Below are 21683 nucleotides of genomic sequence, written 5' to 3'. Positions count from 1 at the left end.
TCAGGTCTTTTTTTATACCGCTGAAATCTATAAATAGGCATCATGATCTGATCATAAAAAAATCCCGGAATTTCCATCCGGGATATATATTTTTCAAATCTTCTAATTATTAATCTAAAACGCTCCAGCCTCTCTTCGGGTTATTGTTTGAGGATACTTCCTGCTCATTAACAATAATGTTTTCTTTCTTCTGACCGATGTAATCCAGTTCGCTCAGTTTGGAGAAAATCGTTTCCAGGCTTCTCAGCATCTGCTGAATATAAAGAAGCGGTTCTCCGCAGTTGTGATGGTCATAATTGGTTTCTGCGACAATAGAAAGCTGATTGAGTAACGTATGCGGGGCAATTTCACTCCATTCCAAACTGTAATTAAGCATTTCCTCCAGTTCGGCAGGTACCAGAACCTGTGTGGCATTGTAAAGATGAAGCGCAAGCTTGGCAAAAACTTCAATCAAAAATACAGGCGGCTGCCACGGGATCACATTTCTGAACTGGAAATAAACATCACCAAAAGTATTGACCATAGTGGTACACAGATATTTTACATTCTGTGCCAGTGCTGTATTCTGATTTTTGTGGGATGCTTTCTGGATGATCTTGAAGGCATATTGCTGCAGGTTTCCGATAGACTTGGCAAAGCTGCTGTAATAGTCTACCAAAGACGGGTGACTTTGAATGGATGTACAAGGCGGAATAAAATTGGAGTCTACCTGGGCAATGTTTGCTCTCAGGTCCACCTTCCCGATGATCAGATAATTCCCTCCCGAATAGCTGCTGTTCAGAGAAGTTACAGGAAGCAGTTCAATAAAATGGTTAGGCTGTGCATTCGGATGGCGCGGCGGGATCTCTTCCGGATCGATATCTCCGAAAGGAACCTTATCAAACGGGTTTACAGAGATCAGAATATAATATTCTCCGTCTGCCTGTTCCTCATTCATTGATTTTGCCAGCGATTTTACACTCACTCTCCTGTCGTTCAGATCAATACGGTATCCTGCCATTGTAATTGCACTGCAATGCCTGATTACAAGCTGCACATCATTGGTTGCCGTGTTGTGAACATCAAAAATGGTTTTGTCCGTATATTCTTTGGAAATCGGTAAAAGCCCGTAATTATAAGTGGAAATTCCCAGTGAATTGGAATCTCTGATAGTATCGATTAAAAAATTATCCTGATCATTAAGGTGTCTCTGGGATACTTTCATCCCGTCTACCCAATTGATCGCAAAATGTTTGATAGGCTGTATCATAGTTAATACTTTTTAAAATTTCTGTGATTATGATCTTCTTATAGCTCCTTCTTCCTCATGCTGGATCACTCTTTTGCAGATCACCACTTCATTTTCGGAAATGCCGTTCGTAGAGATATCCTGGTCGAAATCGATATATTTTCTAAAGCTGAAAAACGATTTTTTAGTATAAAAGATCCAGTAATAAGGTTCTTTTTCAACATCTGAAAGGTGGATGATAGAGCCCGGGTTTTTGTGGTTGTAATCATCTACTACCCTGTAAAACCAATCTCCGAAGGTAATTCCCGTCGGAAGTGTTTTTGCTTTAATTCTGAAGCGGTTGGCATCTTCCAGGTTTTTGCTCAGTTCCACATTCAGAACCATTAAACGGTCAAAGTCGGCCCCCTCAAAATCAGGAAGTCTCTGATCCGGCGAATATTTCCATGTTTTATAAATATCAAAAGGAATACTGATGAACTGAATATAGCAGTAATAAAATACCAGAGGTACCACAAAGATCACCATACTGGTGGCAGACATTACCGCATTACCGTTTCCTTTACCGATCAGGTTGAAGATCAGTGTAAAAAGATAACCTCCGAATGCAATACACGTTAATGAGAGAATCGATTCAAATAAAATACTCATTCCCACAGAATCAATATGCTTTCTGAAGTAATTATGCATTAAATTCACATGAATAATCCCCAGAATAAGAAAAATCACCTGTGCCACAAGATACCAGTACGGATTAAAAAGATTTCCTGCAAATCCGAAAACTCCGGGAATAGCCAGACATAAACTGCACAGAAGAACGTAAACAATAATTACTTTAATTTTGATAGCAGGTTTGTTTCTTCTGATCACCCCGAGTATGGCCATCATAATAACTGCTATTAAAGGCATTAATATATACCTTAAAAAAATACCTTTTACTGAAGAAATTTCCATTTGTTTCTTTTCGAATTTATACTTTGTTGGTAGCTGTAAATATAATAAATAATTTTAGAGGAAGGTGGAGTATCCGAGACGGCTGGCATTTCTTTCATTGTCTTCCAGACTGAATGAGTATTCCTGTTTCTCTGTAATAAAATGCTCCTCCACATCTACGGTTACGGGAAGAAAATAATCATAAAGAGCCTGAAGCACTTTTCTGAAAGGATTCCCCGGGATATACTTCTCCATATCCTGATAAGGAATCGGGCCGATATTTATCACCCAGTTCCGCTGCCCGTCCATATGTCTTCCGCTCGGAATATACGTAACGCCCAGTCTCGAATTTCCAAGAAGCATGGAATCGTCATTCTTTTCAATCCGGTCTATCACATTAGGAGTGAAAGTTACTTCTACCGGAACCTGAAGAAAAGCAGTCATACACCTTTCAAACCATCTTTTATCTCCTCTTATCTGGTGGAAGAATGGCAGAATATGAATAAAAATATAGGCATTCTGCTGGTCAAGCATTCTTACCAGTGGCCAGAGTTCGCTCACGGTTTCCAGCAGTGCATCTGTATTGCTGGTGATGTCAAACTCGGATTCTTTCAGCAAAGCACTGATTTCCGTAAAAAACACTTCCAGTTCAAAAGGTCTGAAAAATTTACGGGCATCCTCTTCTACTCTTTTCTGTTTACGGATCTCACGGACTACGGTATCCACATTCTTCCGGGAAGCTCCCAGTGAAGGCGGATGAAACAGCCCTTCGGGAAGATAGTCATAAACCCCTTCCCTGTAAGTTTCAATCGTAAAAACCTCTTCATCAAATCCTAAATAACTGCTCGAAATACTTTTGATATCTTTCAGGTAGGCACGGTCGTTAATTCCGATCCGCTCAATAAATATATTGCTTACCGCCCGGTGGTATTTCAAAAGGTTTACTGCCACCGCTTCTGCTTTGAAGTCCGTCTGCAGTTTATTGTAATGCATGTCTACAATATTATTCTCATACATAGTGTTTCCTGTGATTATGACTGGTAAAGATAATATATCTCGTAAGTTTGAAAAAATATTTTCCCAATAATTTTATCCTAAAAATACTAATTTATTGACATTAAACAGAATAATCTGTAACAAAATCCGTAAAAATACGGTAAACAGCTTCCTGGCGGAACTTCCGGCACAAACCTTATCTTCAAAGTTTCAATCTGATATTGAAGAGCTTACAGAGTAAAAATTCACAAAAACAAAAGATACCTGAATTTTATATTTTCACTTTTTTATTTAGATTAAATTTTATTAACATCCTTCCGGGCAATAATCAGGCTATAATTGATGATGATTCCGAAACCGGGCCGTATCTTTGCAGCTTGTAAAATGTTATTTATAATGAAAAGTATTTATTCTAAAATTCTGATTTTAGCATTCATCTCCTCTTCGCTTTATTCTTATGCATGGGGGCTTACGGGACACAGGGTGATCGCGGAGATCGCAGAAAACCATCTGTCGGGAAAAGCAAGAAGGGAGATCAAAAAAATAATGGGAAAGGAAAGACTGGCGTACTGGGCCAACTGGCCGGATTTCATTAAATCCGATACGACCGGGGTATGGAAGCAGGCTTCATCATGGCATTATGTAAATATTGATCCACAGGCTGATTTTAAAGCTTTCGGACAAAACCTGAAGCATCAGGCCGGCCCGAGTCTTTATACCCAGATCAATACCCTGTCCAGCCAGATCAAAGATGCCAAAACCTCTGAAAAAGACAGAAAAATTGCACTGATTTTTCTTATTCACATCATGGGAGATCTTGCACAGCCTCTGCACGTAGGAAGAGCTGATGATCTTGGAGGAAACAAAATCAATGTAACCTATTTCGGAGATAAGACCAACCTGCACTCCGTATGGGACGGCAAACTGGTGGATTCCCAGAAATACAGCTATACGGAATATGCAAAACTTTTAGACATCAAGTCTAAGGATGAAGTGAAACAGATCCAGACCGGAACTGTGGAAGACTGGCTGTATGATTCCCATCAGATTGCCAATAAAATTTATGCACAGACGCCGGATGGCTCAAAACTGTCTTACGATTACCAGTACAAATTCAATGATACAATGGAAAGACAGCTTCTGTACGGAGGTCTGAGACTGGCTAAACTGTTGAATGACTTATTTTAATCGATAATTAAGATTAATACTCTATCATGATAAAAAGCGGAACTTCGGTTTCGTTTTTTTTGTTTAGGCTTAAAAGGGATTGAAGCCGGGAGCTGGAAGGGAAAGTTATATTATAATAGCCTTCAATACCATAAGTGTTGATCTGTTTTTACTCTTTTATACCATTAAAATTTTATAATGACTTGTAATACTTTATAACTAAAAGTAACCTGCAATTCGCTTCTTTGCTCCTTTAATATCAACTGCCTGATACAATAATTTCATAAAAAAGTAAAACTGGTGTAACCTTTGTATCATTTCATACGTATAATATATAGTAACTCTTTTTTGAGGATAAAAATAGATGAGACAATTAAAAATCACTAAGCAGGTTACCAACAGGGAAACTGCTTCATTAGACAAGTATTTGCAGGAAATTGGTAAAGTGGAACTGATCACTGCGGACGAAGAAGTAGAACTGGCACAAAGAATACGTGCGGGCGACAGAGCAGCACTGGAGAAATTAATCAAAGCCAACCTTCGTTTCGTGGTTTCCGTATCCAAGCAGTACCAGAATCAAGGTCTTTCTTTACCCGATTTGATTAATGAAGGTAACTTAGGACTGATGAAAGCAGCAAAAAGGTACGATGAAACTAGAGGTTTCAAATTTATCTCTTACGCGGTTTGGTGGATTCGTCAGTCAATTTTGCAGGCGTTAGCAGAACAATCCAGAATTGTAAGGCTTCCGCTGAATAAAATCGGCTCCATCAATAAAATCAACAAAGCATACGCTCACCTGGAGCAGGAAAATGAAAGACCACCTTCTCCGGAAGAATTGGCTGAAGTTCTTGACATGAGCGAGGAAGATATCAAAGAATCGATGAAAAACTCCGGAAGACACCTGTCTATGGATGCACCTTTAGTAGAAGGTGAAGATTCTAATCTTTATGATGTCTTACGTTCAGGAGAATCTCCAAGCCCGGATAAAGACCTGATGCTTGAATCTCTTCAGATTGAAATTGAAAGAGCTTTAAATACCCTGACTCCAAGAGAGGCTGACCTGGTAAGACTTTACTTCGGACTGAACGGAAAACATCCGATGACCTTAGAGGAAATCGGGGAAACTTTCGATCTTACCAGAGAAAGAGTGCGTCAGATCAAAGAAAAAGCGATCAAGAGACTAAAACACAATACCAGAAGTAAGATCTTGAAATCTTATTTAGGTAAATAACTTTAACGTAATAACGTATTTCAACGGAGTCTGTTTTTCAGGCTCCGTTTTTTTGTAACAAATCCTGAATAAATTTCAACTAATAGAGAAAATTTAAGTTCCGGACACAATAAACAGTTCTTTTCAGAACGGGAACTTCTTACCCAATACAAAAACGATTATGAAAAAAATACTTTTCGCCTCTGTCATGGCTCTGTCTTTCATCGCCTGTAAAGATAACCGCACTGAAAATGCTCCTGCCGTTGCCAATGCAGTAGACAACGCTGAAGAATCATCAGTTTCCCGTTCTCTTAAAGAAAGCTACCGTTCTGATGATATGATTGATCAGATTTATGCTGAACTTCTCAAAACCGACACCAATCTCAAGGCTTTGGATGAAAGGATAGCCGGAATTTATGATAAAAGCGGAAAACTCCTTGCCTCCTATGAACCTATTATCTATAAATCCGAATCTTATTATCAGAATGCCCGTGAGAAAACAATGGCCATTAAAGATTCACTCTTAAAAAAAGAAGTTGAACAACAGATTAAGATAAGTGAGGATGAGTACAGTCTTAAAATCAGGAGCATAAAGGAACTGATTAAAAAAATCAATGCCAATACCGGGGTAATTACAGACCAATATACTGCTTTTAAAATCAGGAAAACACTTCCGGAAATTCAGAAATATCAGAATGCCCATCCGCTGAAAACAGACAGCCTTGAGCATTTTATTGTCAAACAGCAGAATCTGCTGAACCAGTTAAAAAATATGAAGTAATTATAAATAAAATGATGAAGTATACTACCCAATGGCTTTCAGATAAAACAAGGATTAAAGAACTCATCAGATTCTTTATCACTCATAAAACGGATTCTTATATTTCACACGGTGAGATCATTTCCGGAAGAGCTTTGGACTCCGGCCACTGGAATCCCGATCTTGAAACGATACTACTTTCCCAGTTTTCTGATGATTTTAAAGATTCAGGGACTGAACTGAAGATTCTGATTGCTGAAAATGAGAATGGAGAAATAATCGGGATGCTTGTTTTTCATCTTATCTGTGGATTTAGAAAATATGCCGTCCTGGAAGATATGCTGCTCGATCAGTCTTACAGAGGACAATCCATCGGAAGCATGCTGTTGGAAAAAGCAATAGAAGAATCCGGAAACTGGGATATCGGTTTTATCATGCTGGAAAGCGGTGTACATAATACGGGAGCCCACCATTTCTTCGGAAAATACGGCTTTAAAAAGGTATCTGAAAATTATATATTAAATCTGTAAGGATCTTATGGACAGTATTTCAATCATAGGAGCAGGAATCGGCGGCCTGACACTGGGAAATATCCTGAAACAGCAGGGGTATGATTTTACCATTTATGAGTCTGCCCCGGAGATAAAACCTGTGGGAGCAGGAATTATGATGGCGGTGAATGCCATGCAGATCTTTGACAGACTGGGGCTTAAAGAAAAGATTGAAAAAGCGGGAAATAAAATTCACGGGATTTCTATTACCGATCCCTTTTTTAAAACCATTTCAAAAACAGATATTACGGAATTTGAAAAAAAATACAATTCCTGTAATGTAGCGATTCACAGGGCCGATCTTCAGAAGATACTCGCTGATCATGCAGGTTCTGAACATATTGAGCTTAACCATTCCCTTCGGCAGATCGAAAAAAAAGAAAACTATATTCTGCATTTTGATGGTCATTCACAGGAAAGTAAAATTGTTTTCGGAGCAGACGGGATAAAGTCCGGAGTGCGGGAACAGATCCTTCAAATCGGAACCATAAGAAATGCCGGGCAAAAATGCTGGCGAGGAGTTACAGATTTTGATCTTTCCGGGAAATTTTATCACGAAGCTTTTGAAATGTGGGGAAAAGGAAAACGTTTCGGATTTGTACGGATTTCTGATAAAAAAGTCTACTGGTATGCATGTATCAATGAAAAACAGTTGAACCGGGCAACAGATGTTTCAGCTATTTTCAAAGATTTTGATCCTCTGATTACAAAGCTTATTGAAGCAACTCCCAAAGAAAACATCATCTGTAATGAAATTGCTGACCTCTCTCCTATTCCCCAATGGTATTCTGAAAACCTCTGCCTGATTGGAGATGCTGCCCACGCTACCACTCCTAATATGGGACAGGGTGCCTGCCAGGCTATTGAAGATGCTTATGTAATCGGCAGACTGCTTGAAAAAAATAAAGATTTCAATTCTGTTTTTGAGGAATTTCAAAAGGTCAGAAGGAAAAAAGTAGATTATATCGTCGGTACAAGCCGGATGATCGGAAACCTGTCACAATGGGAATATGGAAACACTGTCCGTAATATTCTGATGCGGATGATACCGGACAGAATGAGCCAAAAGACGGTTGAAAAAGTGATTAAACTGGAGTTATAAAGAAAATAAGCAAACAGCTTTCAATAAAAACTAAATAATAGAAACAATGAAAAAAATCATTTATCTGGCACTGCTCCTGACCATAGGAATGCCAATGACACGGGCCCAGCAGGTTCCTTTACTGGACAGACAGTTGTTTTTTGGAAACCCTGAAATCTCCGGCGGACAGCTGAGTCCGGATGGAAAATGGATCTCATTTACCAAAGAATATGAAGGAATCATGAACATCTGGGTGAAGAAAATTGACGACCCCTTTGATAAAGCGCGTCCACTAACAGACAGTAAACGCCCGCTAAACGGCTATTTCTGGTCGGAGGACGGAAAATACATCCTGTTTGTGAAAGACAACAACGGGGATGAAAACATGAATATTTTCGCAGTAGATCCAATGGCAAAAGTAACCGGCGGAGTTCCTGAAGCAAGAAATATCACGCCGCTTAAAGATGTCACAGCACAGATCTATATGGTCAGCAGAAAAGATCCTGATCTGTTGATGATAGGTCTGAACAACCGTGATAAAGCATGGCACGATCTGTATTCCCTAAAAATATCTACCGGGGAACTGAAAAAAATCTTCGAAAATACAGACCGTATCACAAGTTATAATTTCGACTGGGACGAAAAACTCAGGGTTTTATACCGCACGGATGAAAAGGGAACAACCCAGTTCCTGTATAAAGACGGGGATAAACTGACTCCAGTTTACGAAACTCTGGTAACGGAAGAAGCCTATATTTCTGACTGGAATGAAGATAACTCGAAATTTTATCTGGTAACCGATAAAGGAAATCTGGATAAATCAGCCTTATTCCTGATGGATCCGAAAACCAGACAGCTCACCAAAGTAGAAGGAGATCCTAAGGGAAAAGTTGATTTCGGTGGATTATTTATCGACAGAAATACGAGAAAAATGATTTCCACGTCTTACACAGGTGATAAAACGGAAACGTACTGGAAAGATAAAACCTGGGAAGCCAATTATAAGTTCCTGCAAAGCAAATTTCCGGGAAGAGAGGTGAATTTTGCCAGCCCAACCAAAGATTATTCAAAATTTCTGATCTCGGTATGGGGTGATAAATATGCTCCTGAAGCCTACTTCTTCGATGCTAAAACCAAACAGCTGATCTTCCAGTATACCCCGAGAACCGAATTAAAGAAAGTGGAACAGTATCTTGCTCCAATGACTCCCATTTCTTATAAAAGCAGTGACGGCCTTGAAATCCCCGCTTATCTCACATTACCCACAGGCTCTTCAGGAAAGAATATGCCGGTTGTGGTACTTGTACACGGAGGACCGAAAGGACCGAGAGATTACTGGGGATACAATTCAATAGTACAGTTTTTGGCCAACAGAGGATATGCTGTACTGCAGCCTAATTTCAGAGCCAGTGGCGGCTATGGCAAAAAATTCAAGAATGACGGGGACCTTCAGTGGGGAAAACTGATGCAGGATGATATTACCTGGGGAGTAAAATATCTTATTGATAAAGGAATCGCTGATAAAAATAAAGTTGTGATCATGGGAGGAAGCTACGGCGGTTATGCCACGCTGGCAGGTCTAGCCTTTACTCCTGATCTGTATGCCGGAGGTGTGGATATTGTAGGACCGAGCAACTTATTTACACTTTTAGCCTCCGTTCCTGCCTATTGGGAAGCTGCCCGTGCTTCACTGTACGGAATGATCGGTAATCCTGATACGGAGGAAGGTAAAAAAGCCATCCGTGAAGCAAGTCCGTTATTCAGTGTGGATAAAATTGTAAAGCCTCTTCTGATCATTCAGGGAGCCAACGATCCGAGAGTTAAACAGGCTGAGGCAGATCAGATTGTCATTGCCCTGCGTGACAAAGGCAAAAAAGTAAACTATATTCTGGCTGATGATGAAGGGCACGGATTCAGAAAACCGGTCAACAGTATGGCAATGTATGCTGAAACAGAAAAATTCCTTTCTGAAGTTATCGGAGGAAGATACCAGAAAGAAATGCCTGAAAATGTAGCCAGGCGTCTGAAAGAAATGACGGTTGATATTAAGAAAGTGACTTATACACCGGCAGCAAAAACTGAGGAAGCTAAAAAATAAAAGCTGATTGGGTTCATAAAAACCGTCTCATTTTAAAATGGGACGGTTTTGTTTTGTAAAAAATAAAGAAAAAAATTAAGGTGGATATTATTCAGACCTTATAGGTTTTTTGAAACCTAACGTTTGCAAAATACAACGCAAACACCTACATATCAACAATATAATAAAAATACACCTTCAGGTTCTCCATCTGCAGGGTATTTATCCAAATAATAAAGGCTATCTATCAGACAGCCTTTATTTTTATAGTTAGTAAGTCAGGGTAACACCGGCACCCCAGCCCATTTCATTATCATAATTTCCGGAAACGGATAACCATTTCTGCAGGATATACCGTAATCCTGTGGTAAACTCTCCGTCGGAATTGATGCTGAAATTCCCTCTTATTCTTCTGGAAATGGGGATATCTTCCCTGCTCAGCTCCAGCAGAACCTTTCCGTTCTGGTCTACACTTGCATCAGCCGTGATGAGCATCGGTAAAACGTACTGCATTCCGACAATGAAAGAAGCTTTCGATTTAGAGGCTTTCTGCTGTCCGAACCATGATTTTTTCCCGTGAAAATCCATTCCCATATCCTCAGCCATCTGTCTTTCCATGATCTCGTGGTTTTTCTGGAATCTGAATCCGGCATATGGAAGTGCCCACTGGAATTTTCCTAAGAATCTTCCCACTTTTACATTTCCTTCAAAATGATCGAAATTCCAGTTGGAGTGGAACTCATTCAGATTAGCCCATCTCGGCCCGAACATCGTCATCGTTTCAGCATGCATTTTATTGCTGGCCACATCAAGCATCGCCATAGAACTGATCATCCTGTTGTCCTGTAAAAAGTTTTTCCAGGCCAGCTTTCTGTTGGGCAGCTGAGGATTGGGTCTGGAGTTTTCATAACTGAAAATTCTTCCCATCCCGGCCATCATATGATATAAGATATGACAGTGGAAAAACCAGTCTCCGTCCTGATTTGCCGCAAATTCTATTGTTACCGTTTCCATAGGCATAATGTCCACCACATTTTTCAATGGAGCATATTCTCCTTTTGAATTGATCAGTCTGAAATCATGGCCGTGAAGGTGCATCGGGTGACGCATCATAGAATTGTTATACAGCCTGATTCTTAGAATTTCTCCTTTTTTCACCAGAATTTTATCTGTTTCTGTTACCGTTTTATTATCCAGTGTCCACAGATAATGGTTCATGTTTCCTTCCAGGGTAAACTTCATTTCACGGATGCTGTCTGTTGGAAGAATGGTTTTTTCAGGAGATTTTAACAAATTATAAGACAGTCTCTTGATTGTTTTTTCCTCCTTCATATTCATTCCTGCATGCTGTGAGTGATCTTCTTCTGTCTGTTCTTTTTCTTTCGTTTTCACCCCCATCATTTCATTCATATGCTTTGCTGTCGTTTTACGCTGGCTTTCAGGAATTTCCGGATACATTACTTCATTCATATCCATCATCTGGTTGCCCATCGTCATGTTCATAGGTTTCATATTCCCGCTCATTTCCATCATTCCGTTCATCATTTTCATACCTTCGAACAGCATCAGTCTTGGCAGATTGGGAGCCTCAACCTTATCGCCGGAGCCCAGCCATAAAGAAGCATGGCCGATCCTGTCTTCAGAAGTGGCACGGAACTCAAAGCTTTTATTTTCAGGAACTGTCACTTCAATATCATAGGTTTCGGAAACTCCGATGATCAGGCGGTCTACTTCCACAGGAACCACATCATTTCCGTCGTTTCCTACGACTTTTATTTTCCCGCCGCCGTAATTCAGCCAGAAATACGTGGATGATCCTCCGTTGGCCACTCTTAATCTTACCTTGTCACCTGCTTTTAAACTGGAATAATCAGAACTTGGAAGCCCATTGATCAGGAACTTATCGTAATATACATCACTTACGTCCATCGCTTCCATTCTTTTCCATTCATTCAGGGCTTTTGTTCCGAAATGTCCGGATTTTATAGCTTCCCAGTAACTCTGAACTGCATTTTTCTTTATCGCATACCAGTCTGTATTGGCCATGTGAAGCCTTCTGGCGATCTGCATGGGATCCTCGTCACTCCAGTCGCCCAGAAGAACAGGAATTTCAGCATTGTATTGAGGAGCCGGTTCTCCCTCTCTTTTTTTGAATACAAGGATACCGTTCATCCCGATCTGCTCCTGAAGAGCTTCATGGGAATGATACCAGTACGTTCCGTTCTGGGAGATCTTAAATTTATATAAATGCGTTTCTCCCGGTTTTACAGGTTTTGTTGTAAGGTAGGGAACTCCGTCATGTTCATTGGGAAGAATAACGCCATGCCAGTGCAGTCCGGTATTTTCTTTCAGCATATTGTGAAGATAAATCTCTGCGGTATCTCCTTCTGTAAAATATAAGGTAGGTGCCTGGAGTTTGCCGTTGATTGCCAGCGCTCTCCTGTTTTTTCCTGTAAAATTAACGATCGTATCTTTCACATAAAGGTGGTATCTGACGGTTTTTCCTCCGAAAGTTACTTTTCCGTTCTCAGAATTTCTCTTTAAAACAGATTTCGCTTCTTTCGGTTCTTCAACAGCTCCATGCTGATGATCTTCTTTTTCTACCAGCTCCATTCCGCACTTCGGGCATTTTCCCGGCTGATCCGAAGTTACTTCAGGGTGCATCGGACAGGTGTATGTGGAGTGAGAATGATTCTGAGCTTTAGGCTGAGAAGTTATTGAGGGGCTGAGGGTCTGAACCGGTTTAGAAAGTTTGGTTTTTTCTGCTTCCTTTACCGTTTTTACCTTTTTAGCTTCTGTCGGTTTTGTTTTTGTTTCAGACTTCTTTAAGGGGGGTTCCTGAGGTTGGGCTGTTACTTTGGGCTTTATTACCACTATTTTCTTTACCAGTGTCATTTTGCATTTCGGGCAGTCTCCGGGTTTTGAGGAGACCACTTCAGGATGCATCGGACAGGTATAGTATGTTTTCGTTGTTTGCGCGAAGGTAAAAACAGAGAATAAAAGCACCAGAAATATGATCATTTTTTTCATAATATTCCGAACTTTTTTTAATTATACGGCTTAAAGCTAAATATAACCTAAACCGTACAACCGATTATTTTAAAGATAGATACAATACTTATTTAATCTCCGACTTTACACTTCCGCATGAAAGCATAGAGCTGCCGTAATACGGATTAGTGATCTTTTTTTCATCGCTTAGCCAGCTTCCGTCGGCCATTGGGCAGTATTGTACATAAACGGGCTTATCGGAAAGTTTGAATTCTTTCGTCAAAGCGATCATATTCTCTGAAAGGTTTAGGAAAGTTTCTCTCTGCGCAGCAATATTTCTGGCATCAGAAATTACCGTAGCATCTTTTCTCAGGATATTAAGGTTTCCTTCTGAAACTAATTTATAATCAACCGTAGAAGCAGTCTTAATGAACTCTGCTGCTGCTTTTGAGGTCTTATCAGCATCATCGGAAGCCAGGGCAGATTTGATGGCTATATAATTCTGGTAAAGTCTGGATACCTGCGCATCTTTTTTAGACTGTGCTGAAACTGAAAGGATTGAAAATAAAGACAGTGCTGCTGTAATGATATATTTTTTCATTGTTTTAAATTTTAGAATTAATTTTTAATAAGGAATTGCTGAATAACGCACGTAATGCGCCGAACCGTGTTGTCCGAGAAAGCATTATCACCCGGATAATACCAGACAACAGACGGATTCTAAATTCTAAAATTACAATGATTGATGTAGATAGGAACCGGCCTGTATTCAGGCGGTGCATTGATCCTTATCTGGGTAAATTTTGAAGCCGAAAAAGACCGGTCTGTAACGAAAAACTGATGGTCAGGTGCTTTTTCCGGAATCTGATTCAAAAAATTAATCTTCAGAAAATCCGATTTTTGGGAATCATCCACTTTTACGACCTTGATCTCTGTTTTGCAGCAGCTTTTTTTATTTTTAACACCGCATTTTCCACAGATATCATCTGTTTTCTGGCTTACGGAAACCAATTCCTGCATACAGTAATGAACACTGAAAGCCGCTCCGGAAGAAAACCCGAAGTAGAAAACAGAAAACAGTATGGCAAGAATCTTTTTCATTGATAGGGCAAAGTTAAAAATATCTCTGAAATCATTGTTATAAAATTCGGTATACTTGTTATAAAATTCTGCACAATAAATACGAGGACAGGAATTCTTCCTATCCCAGGTTAAAGCGTCCCTTCGGGACTTTGTGTTTTATATGAACTGTTATACTCTACAATATCAATCTTTAAAAGAAATAAAAAAAGTCTGCAGGATGATCTGCAGACTTTCTTTTTATTGTATAGCTGATTTTATATCATATTTACAGCTTAAATTCAAGCTTTACATTGAAGAAACGTCCTGTAAGACGAACAGGAACCGGATACATCTGATTCGAATTATAATCCGTGATCCATTGATTGGCCACTGTATTGTTGATATTGAACGCATTGAAAACCTGTACCCCTAAGGTAAGTTCTTCAAAATTACCCCAGAAGCCATATCTCTTTTTCTTGTCTTTGGAATCTATAAATACTTTGGAAAGTCCTAAATCCACTCTTTTATAGGCAGGTAAGGTTTTCTGGTACTGATAAGGGTCGGTAAATACAGGAGCCCCGTTAGGAAGTCCCATGGAATAAACCAAAGTAAGGTTTACTCTCATCGACGGGAATTTCGGCATATAATCCTGATAGAACATGGCAAACCTGAATCTCTGGTCAGTAGGTCTTGGGATGTTTCCTCTTCCGTCTATATTTTCGTAGATCCTGGAATAGCTTGCAGACAGCCATGAATCAACTCCGGGAACAAATTCCCCGAAAAGTCTGGTATCAATTCCGTATGCATATCCAGAAGCATTGTTTTTTCCGGAATAACGGATCCTTACATTATCCATATAATAAGGGATCAGGTTGTCCATTTTCTTGTAATAGGCTTCCGTAGTCAGCTTAAATGGTCTGTCATACATATAGAATTCATAGTCGTTGGCAAGGATTACCTGGATGGAACGCTGTGATTTTATATCAGAATTGAAATTACCGTCAAGATCTTTGATCTCTTTGTAGAAAGGAGCCTGGTAATAAATTCCTCCCGAAAGCTTGAAAGTCATATCAGATTCCCAGTCCGGCTTTATGGCGAACTGAGCTCTCGGTGAGAATATGGTTTCTTTATTGAAGCTCCAGTTGGATACTCTTGCTCCGGCATTTAAAAATACTTTACTTGCTCCCCAGTAGAATTTCTGGGAATACTGTGCATAAGCCGAAAGTCTTGATGGTTCAATATTATTTTTCCCTGCAATCTGGTAAAACAGTCTGAGATCCCCTGTTCCACCGGTTCTCGGGTCTACAATTGCTACCGGAAGGCTGTATCCTGCCGAGTCTACCAGTTTCCATTCGTTGGTAAGATCTTTCAGGTTTTCTTTTTCGTATTTGAAGCCTAATTCGATATTGGTATTTACATTCGGTGAAAAACGGGCTCTGAACTGGGTTCCGTAGGTTTTCACAAACAGGTCATTTCTTGCGTGCTCTATCTGTCCGCCCACATCAAAGCTGGATACAGGGGCCTGCGTTACAGGATCAAAGGTCTGAAGTTCATAGCTTGAAGCGATGGAATAGTATTCTTTTTCCCTGTTCTGATAGGCAAAGCTGTCTAATGTAAACCTCCATTTGTCTGAAGGCTTATAGTTCAGCGAGAATGTTCCCATCATGTTTTTGTACATATCCTGCTCTTTACCGCCATATCCGATATTGACCGTAATAGGCTGCTGAAGGCTTCCGAAAGTAACGCTTTTGGCTTTGGGAATCATTTCGTAGTCATTCTTGGAATAATATCCGATGAATGACATGGAAAATTTATCACTGACATGATAGTTGATATACGACTGGAAATCCCAGTAGGTAGGATTGAAATCTGTATCTTCATTCAGGGTGTTCAGCACAAGATTGGTATTCCTGTATCTCCCGGAGAATAAGGCAGTCAGCTTTTTGTTCTTTGAAGCCAGACCGGTTGTCAGTCTCCCCCCGATCAGACTTGCTTCTCCTGAAACTTCAAATTTTTCAGGTTCACGGTAATATACATTTAAGGCTGAGGACATTTTATCGCCGTATTTGGCTTCAAAACCTCCCGGAGAGAAGTTTACGATGGACACCATGTCCGGATTGATGATACTCATCCCTTCCTGCTGAGAGTTTCTGATCAGGAAAGGACGGTAGATCTCAATATCATTGATATAGATAAGGTTTTCGTCATAGTTTCCGCCACGTACCATATATTGTGAAGAAAGCTCGGTATTGGAACTTACGGAAGGCAGCGTTTTAAGCAGCCCTTCAATTCCTCCTCCTATGGAAGGAACACCTTTGGTATCTTTTGCTGAGAGCTTTATATTGGTAATATCAGAGGTTCTTCCGACTACTTTTTTCTGGAAAACAACTTCCTCAATATCGGTTACTCTTGTGGTTGTGTCTTTTTTTCTGTTTTGGGAGAAAATCAGTACAGGAACCATAAGGCTTAGTGGTAAAACTAGTTTTTTCAAAAGAAATATTTTAAGAATTTCTAAAATTAATTATTTTTTAACAATTACAAAATCGATTCTCTGATTCTTGTTAATTTTTGTAATAAATCTTCTAATAAATCCAGTCTTAGCATGTTGGCACCGTCTGATAAGGCGGTTTCCGGTGTTGGATGGGTTTCGATAAAAATTCCGTCTGCTCCTACCGCAATTCCTGCTTTGGCTACCGTTTCGATCAGGTCCGGCCGTCCTCCTGTAACTCCGGAGCTCTGATTCGGCTGCTGTAATGAATGGGTAACATCAAGAATAACAGGTGCATACTCTCTCATTGTAGGAATACCTCTGTAATCCACAATCAGATCTGTATATCCGAAAGAATTTCCTCTCTCAATAATGGCTACTTTCTGATTATCGGAATCCGTTATTTTCTGAACGGCAAATTTCATGGCTTCCGGAGAAAGGAACTGTCCTTTTTTCAGGGTTACACATTTTCCGGTTTTTGCTGCCGCTACCAGAAGATCGGTCTGACGTACCAAAAATGCCGGGATCTGCAGGACATCCACATACTGTGCCGCCAGAGCAGCATGTTCATTTTCATGAATATCCGTAGTAGTAGGGATATTAAAGGTCTCTCCTACTTTTTTAAGAATTTCCAGGGATTTTTCTTCACCGATGGTTGTAAAAGAATCTACACGGCTTCTGTTGGCTTTCTTAAAGCTTCCTTTGAAAATATAAGGAATATTATATTTGTCCGTAATACTGATTACTTTTTCGGCAATTCTTAAAGCCATATCTTCCCCTTCAATAATACAAGGGCCGGCAATAAGGAAAAAGTTTTTTGAATCTTTGTGACGGATATTATCTAAATACTGAATCATTTTTTATTTGAATTAAAAGTTCAGTAAAAATACTGAGAAAGTTTCAGAATAGGAAATTCTTTTATACAGTATCTTCTGATAAAATCCATTAATGATGATAAAAGTCTCTTTTAGAGTCTGAATTATAAATCCTGAACTTAAAAATATAGGCTGCAACCGATGTCTGTGGGGAATAAAAGTATGCCGGAAAACGCCAGATAGCGGTGTTTAAACCATTATGATATCTCCAATAAAAGTGCTCCATCACCTCATATCAAAAAATTAAAAAACCGTCCTGATACAGAACGGATTTTCGTATAATCAAAAGGTTAATTTTAATACCTGCTTGCCTGATTAAGCAAATCTATATCTTCTTTATCTAAAACAAGTTCCGGGGCACTGAACAGGGTTTCAAGCTGTGATGCACTGGTAGCACTTACGATAGGTGCGGTGATCAGAGGGTTGGAAAGAAGCCAGGCCAATGCAGCCGTGCTCTGTGAAGTCTGATGCTTTTCACTGACCTGATCGAGAGCTTTCAAGACTTCAAGGCCTTTCGGATTCAGGTATTTGCGGACACCTTCTCCTCTCTGGCTTTTTGAAAGATCTGCTTCCGTACGGTACTTTCCGGTCAGAAAACCTGCGGCCAGCGACCAGTATGGAAATACACTCAGATCATATTGTTCAGCCAACGGGGCATAATTTTTTTCAAATCCTTCCCTTTCCATCAGATTATAATGAGGCTGAAGGGCAACATATTTCGGGAGATTTTCTCTTTCGGAAGCATCAAATGAAGCTTTCAGCCGTTCAGGAGAGAGATTGGACGCTGCTATATAGCGTACTTTTCCGGCTTTGATGATTTCATCGTACGCTGAAAGGGTTTCTTCTACCGGAGTGGTGTTATCATCAAAATGGGTGTAATACAGATCAATATGATCCGTCTGAAGACGCTTCAGGGACTCATCCACAGATTTCAGGATGTGCTTTTTACTGATGTCATACCCATGTTCCTGGGTTTCAGATCCAACTTTGGTTGCAAGAACAATATTGTTCCGGCTGGCACGGCTTTTCATCCATTTTCCGATAATTTCTTCGGACTGTCCTCCTTTTCCGTTCACCCACCATGAATAGGTATCTGCGGTATCTATAAAATTGAATCCTGCATCTGTAAACTGATCCAGGATATCAAAAGACTGCTTTTCGTCCAGGGTCCATCCGAAAACATTTCCTCCGAAATTAACCGGGGCAACTGTCAGATCTGTATTTCTGATCTTTCTTTTTTCCATAAGAATAATTTTACTAAAGAGATACTAAGGTAAGGAATATCAGGAAGGATCACTTATTCAAAATAGGCATTTCGCTTATAGTTTTTATTCATGAAAAAGCTGATGAATTCTTTAAAATAAATGATACCGACAATGGAAAGTCTGCATCACAAAAACAGTCCTCCCGAAAGAAGACTGTTTTAATCTATCAATTAAAAAGAGCTGTTACTTTGAAGCCTGAGGAATCTCAATGGCTGTAAGTTCCAGTTTATGTTTCTGCAGCTGCAGGTTTATGGTATCCCCTGTATTTTTAAAGAAAGAAGATTTTTTAAAAAGTTCATGGTAATATTCTATGCCTTCCAGCAGATTCTTTTTGAATGCATTCCACTTTTTGGTTTGAGCATGGGTAACAGATACAGAAGATGTTTCCATTTCTTTTTTTAAATAATCAACGTACATTTTGAGTTCACTGATGAACATATTCGGGCGGTGGTTATCCGGCAGGATGTTGGCATTGCCGTAAATATGCTGTACCATTTCAGTCAGGGAGACTTCTTTATCAAAAAAAGCAAGATTAGGCCCCGGACATATCACAACTCCCTGTTTTTCTCCTTTGATCCGGATATTCTGCTCCATATAAGCTGAATTGACCAGCCCCACACACAGGCAGGCTTTATCTGTAATCTGCGCTTTTCTCCGGTTAAATTCCTCTGCGGATAATGTTTCTTTTTCCGACTGAAGCTCTTCCAGTTTTATATCCTGATATTTTTTAGATGCCGTACAGGTACCTTCCGGAGAATATTCTTTATTCAGTGCCAGAAGCTTTTTCGGACATGAACTTCCGTATCTTCCGGCTGTTTCTTTCTGATATTTCAGTACTTCGTTGGAGGTTCCGCGCACGGTATTGAAAGGAACGCCTAAAGGTGATATATTGCTCGTATAATAGTCCCGTTCTTTCGCTTCCAGAAGGAGTTTTCTGGTATCAGGATCTACGGAGGTCGCTTCCGGAACCAGCAGGAACGGAGATCCCCATCCTACGCTGTCCACATTGTAGTTTTCAAGAAGGAATTCATGTTCTTCCGAGGTTCCTACCCCGCCCTGAACGGTAATTTTCATCTCCAAAGGCTGAGAAACAGTAGATTTTCCTTTCTGTTCCAGCGCGGCTGTCATTAAAATATGAGCCGACTGAATCAGATCATTCTTTTTCTGCTTAAATTCTTCCATAATAGGCCCCAGAAGCAGCCCTTCCGTAGCAAATGCGTGTCCGCCGCAGTTAAGCCCCGATTCTATTCTGTATTCAGAAACCCAAAGCCCTTTTTTAGCCAGAAAATTCCCCTGGATCATGGCTGAACGGAAATCACTTACTTTTAAGATAATTTTCTTTTTTATCATTCCGTTCTGATCAGGAAAGAAATCGTCAAATTCTTCAAGATAGCTGTATAAACGAGGATTCATCCCGGCAGATAAGACCACGGAAGAAGACAGTTTGCTGTTGGCAAAACCCCGCAATGAAGCATGGGCATCATTGTAGATCACCGGAAGCTGCTCCCCTTTTTTATAGTTATCCTTATCTACTTTTGTCATGATATTGACATCTATATTTCCGGGCATTAAATTGGTTTCAATAAAATTTCTGACCACACACCCAAAATGATCCTTCTGACTGATAAGCTGCTGAAGTCCGGCTTTTAAATCTGAACTGTTGGGAAGAATCGAGATAAAGTTTTTTAATGCCTCTCTGTTTTTACTGATCTCCTGCTTGAACGATTCAAATTTTTCATTTACGATATCATCTACCATATCCAGGTAAGCCGTAATTCTTTTGGCTCTGTAATCCTCTGTTTTCACCGGGATTCCCAGATAATTGAGATTGAATTTTTTGTTATAAAAATCTTTCATTTTCTCCAGGATCTCATCATCAATAATAGAGATCACGGAAGATATTCCATATTGCGCGACACGAATCGGGCTGTCTATCGTATAGGCAAGCCCCATTACCGGAATATGGAAATTGTGCAAAGGTTTTTTTGTCATATTTTTTAATAAAAGTTCTTCATTAATAATACACTAAAATCCTTTTTAAACTAATTCACTGCTTAAATATATTACTTTAACATGAATTATGCACCGAATACTATTTTTAAAATTAAAAACCTGCGAAATATCATTCTTTTGCCACAGATCCTGAGTTTTCATTTTTCAGTTACCGCCAATTTTTATGCTTATGTTTACTTTCCTGTTTTATCTTTGTCTGTGAGTTCATGACTTCAGTTCTTTTTCACAAGTCCGGATTGCCGGTTTTCGGGAAACTCTTTTTCTAAAAAAGACTAAAAAGGTCCGCCACAGCCAACGATTGTAAGGTTTAAAATTTTCTATTCATTTCATAAGGCACAACCGGATATTTTATACAGTCGATAATAATTAACACCATCTGCCGTTCTTTAGATCATTAAACTTATCCTACCATGAAAAACCTGAAAAGACTCTTCACATTTTTAGTATTCTTATTTTTTAATTTCAGCAGTGCACAGAAAACAGGGTATGTAGATATTCAGTACATTTTGGAGAAAATGCCCCAATATAAGGAAGCAGAAGCAAGATTAAATGCTCAGATTAAGACATGGGAACTGGAACTCCAGCGTTTACAGTCTGAGTATGAAATCAAAAAATCAAACTTTGACAGCGAAAAGGTTTTACTGGTTGGAAATCAGCTGAAGATAAGAGAAAAAGAAATAGAGGAACTTGAGAAAAGCATTAAAAATACAACCAGCTTAAGATTCGGATCTAACGGAGAAATTACGACTCTCAGAAAAAACCTGATCGTCCCCTTTGAAGACCAGATCCATAATGCAATCACAATAATTGCTGAAAAGAATGGATTGAGCACGGTTCACAATAAAGACAGCAATATTCTTTATCTTCAAAAAAGATTCGATTATACAGAAAAAGTACTGGAGTTTCTTTTAAAAGGAGCATCAGTAAAAAAATGATAACACGAAATGAGCACCATAAAAGTATCAATAAAAAAAGCAAAAAAGACAACC

17 protein-coding genes are annotated in these 21683 nt (G+C 39.5%); 7 read left to right on the top strand and 10 right to left on the bottom strand.

What is annotated here, in order from left to right:
- Positions 1-109 precede the first annotated feature (109 nt).
- From AC106S_RS00825 to AC106S_RS00815, 3 genes are read right to left on the bottom strand one after another with little or no spacing between them, the layout of a single operon-like run.
- Positions 110-1249: a hypothetical protein gene (locus AC106S_RS00825; protein WP_482437235.1), complete on the bottom strand. Its 1140-nt coding sequence runs from the start codon at positions 1247-1249 to the stop codon at positions 110-112.
- 27 nt (positions 1250-1276) lie between these two features.
- Positions 1277-2179 (bottom strand): TssN family type VI secretion system protein, encoded by a 903-nt coding sequence (locus AC106S_RS00820; protein WP_482437234.1) that lies wholly within the window; start codon positions 2177-2179, stop codon positions 1277-1279.
- Between the two features lie 54 nt (positions 2180-2233).
- Complete coding sequence (locus AC106S_RS00815) at positions 2234-3175, bottom strand: type VI secretion system baseplate subunit TssG (protein ID WP_482437233.1); 942 nt, start codon at positions 3173-3175, stop codon at positions 2234-2236.
- Between the two features lie 375 nt (positions 3176-3550).
- Between AC106S_RS00815 and AC106S_RS00810 the strand changes: the two genes are divergently transcribed.
- The 6 genes from AC106S_RS00810 to AC106S_RS00785 all read left to right on the top strand — a co-directional run bounded on the left by AC106S_RS00810 (position 3551) and on the right by AC106S_RS00785 (position 10021).
- Positions 3551-4342: a S1/P1 nuclease gene (locus AC106S_RS00810; protein WP_482437232.1), complete on the top strand. Its 792-nt coding sequence runs from the start codon at positions 3551-3553 to the stop codon at positions 4340-4342.
- Positions 4343-4685: 343 nt separating this feature from the next.
- A complete protein-coding gene (locus AC106S_RS00805) occupies positions 4686-5552 on the top strand; it encodes a sigma-70 family RNA polymerase sigma factor (RefSeq protein WP_002979276.1) in 867 nt (288 codons plus the stop codon).
- 160 nt (positions 5553-5712) lie between these two features.
- Positions 5713-6312 carry a hypothetical protein gene (locus tag AC106S_RS00800; protein WP_482437231.1) on the top strand — a complete coding sequence of 200 codons (600 nt, stop codon included), beginning with the start codon at positions 5713-5715 and terminating at the stop codon, positions 6310-6312.
- Positions 6313-6323: 11 nt separating this feature from the next.
- A complete protein-coding gene (locus tag AC106S_RS00795) occupies positions 6324-6821 on the top strand; it encodes a GNAT family N-acetyltransferase (protein ID WP_482437230.1) in 498 nt (165 codons plus the stop codon).
- A 7-nt stretch (positions 6822-6828) separates the two neighbouring features.
- The gene (locus tag AC106S_RS00790; protein ID WP_482437229.1) at positions 6829-7944 is read left to right on the top strand and encodes an FAD-dependent monooxygenase; all 1116 of its coding nucleotides are present in this window, start codon (positions 6829-6831) and stop codon (positions 7942-7944) included.
- A 46-nt stretch (positions 7945-7990) separates the two neighbouring features.
- Positions 7991-10021 (top strand): alpha/beta fold hydrolase, encoded by a 2031-nt coding sequence (locus AC106S_RS00785; protein ID WP_482437228.1) that lies wholly within the window; start codon positions 7991-7993, stop codon positions 10019-10021.
- Positions 10022-10270: 249 nt separating this feature from the next.
- Here the strand turns inward: AC106S_RS00785 and AC106S_RS00780 are convergent, their stop codons facing one another.
- The 7 genes from AC106S_RS00780 to AC106S_RS00750 all read right to left on the bottom strand — a co-directional run bounded on the left by AC106S_RS00780 (position 10271) and on the right by AC106S_RS00750 (position 20673).
- Positions 10271-13030: a multicopper oxidase domain-containing protein gene (locus AC106S_RS00780; protein WP_482437227.1), complete on the bottom strand. Its 2760-nt coding sequence runs from the start codon at positions 13028-13030 to the stop codon at positions 10271-10273.
- 88 nt (positions 13031-13118) lie between these two features.
- Complete coding sequence (locus tag AC106S_RS00775; protein ID WP_482437226.1) at positions 13119-13592, bottom strand: DUF3347 domain-containing protein; 474 nt, start codon at positions 13590-13592, stop codon at positions 13119-13121.
- 119 nt (positions 13593-13711) lie between these two features.
- Positions 13712-14092, bottom strand: coding sequence for an HYC_CC_PP family protein (locus AC106S_RS00770; RefSeq protein ID WP_482437225.1), 381 nt, complete (start codon positions 14090-14092; stop codon positions 13712-13714).
- A 247-nt stretch (positions 14093-14339) separates the two neighbouring features.
- Complete coding sequence (locus AC106S_RS00765) at positions 14340-16544, bottom strand: TonB-dependent receptor plug domain-containing protein (RefSeq protein WP_482437224.1); 2205 nt, start codon at positions 16542-16544, stop codon at positions 14340-14342.
- A gap of 44 nt (positions 16545-16588) precedes the next feature.
- A complete protein-coding gene (gene kdsA, locus AC106S_RS00760) occupies positions 16589-17398 on the bottom strand; it encodes a 3-deoxy-8-phosphooctulonate synthase (RefSeq protein WP_482437223.1) in 810 nt (269 codons plus the stop codon).
- Between the two features lie 314 nt (positions 17399-17712).
- Positions 17713-18660, bottom strand: a complete 948-nt coding sequence (locus tag AC106S_RS00755) for an aldo/keto reductase (RefSeq protein ID WP_482437222.1) — start codon at positions 18658-18660, stop codon at positions 17713-17715.
- A 204-nt stretch (positions 18661-18864) separates the two neighbouring features.
- Positions 18865-20673, bottom strand: a complete 1809-nt coding sequence (locus tag AC106S_RS00750; RefSeq protein ID WP_482437221.1) for a hypothetical protein — start codon at positions 20671-20673, stop codon at positions 18865-18867.
- Positions 20674-21104: 431 nt separating this feature from the next.
- Here AC106S_RS00750 and AC106S_RS00745 point away from each other — a divergent pair, with 431 nt between their 5' ends.
- A complete protein-coding gene (locus AC106S_RS00745; RefSeq protein WP_482437220.1) occupies positions 21105-21629 on the top strand; it encodes an OmpH/Skp family outer membrane protein in 525 nt (174 codons plus the stop codon).
- The last annotated feature ends 54 nt before the right edge of the window (positions 21630-21683 follow it).

This window comes from Chryseobacterium sp. FR054, from assembly GCF_056844565.1.
This window is presented reverse-complemented; position numbering and strand designations above follow the sequence as displayed.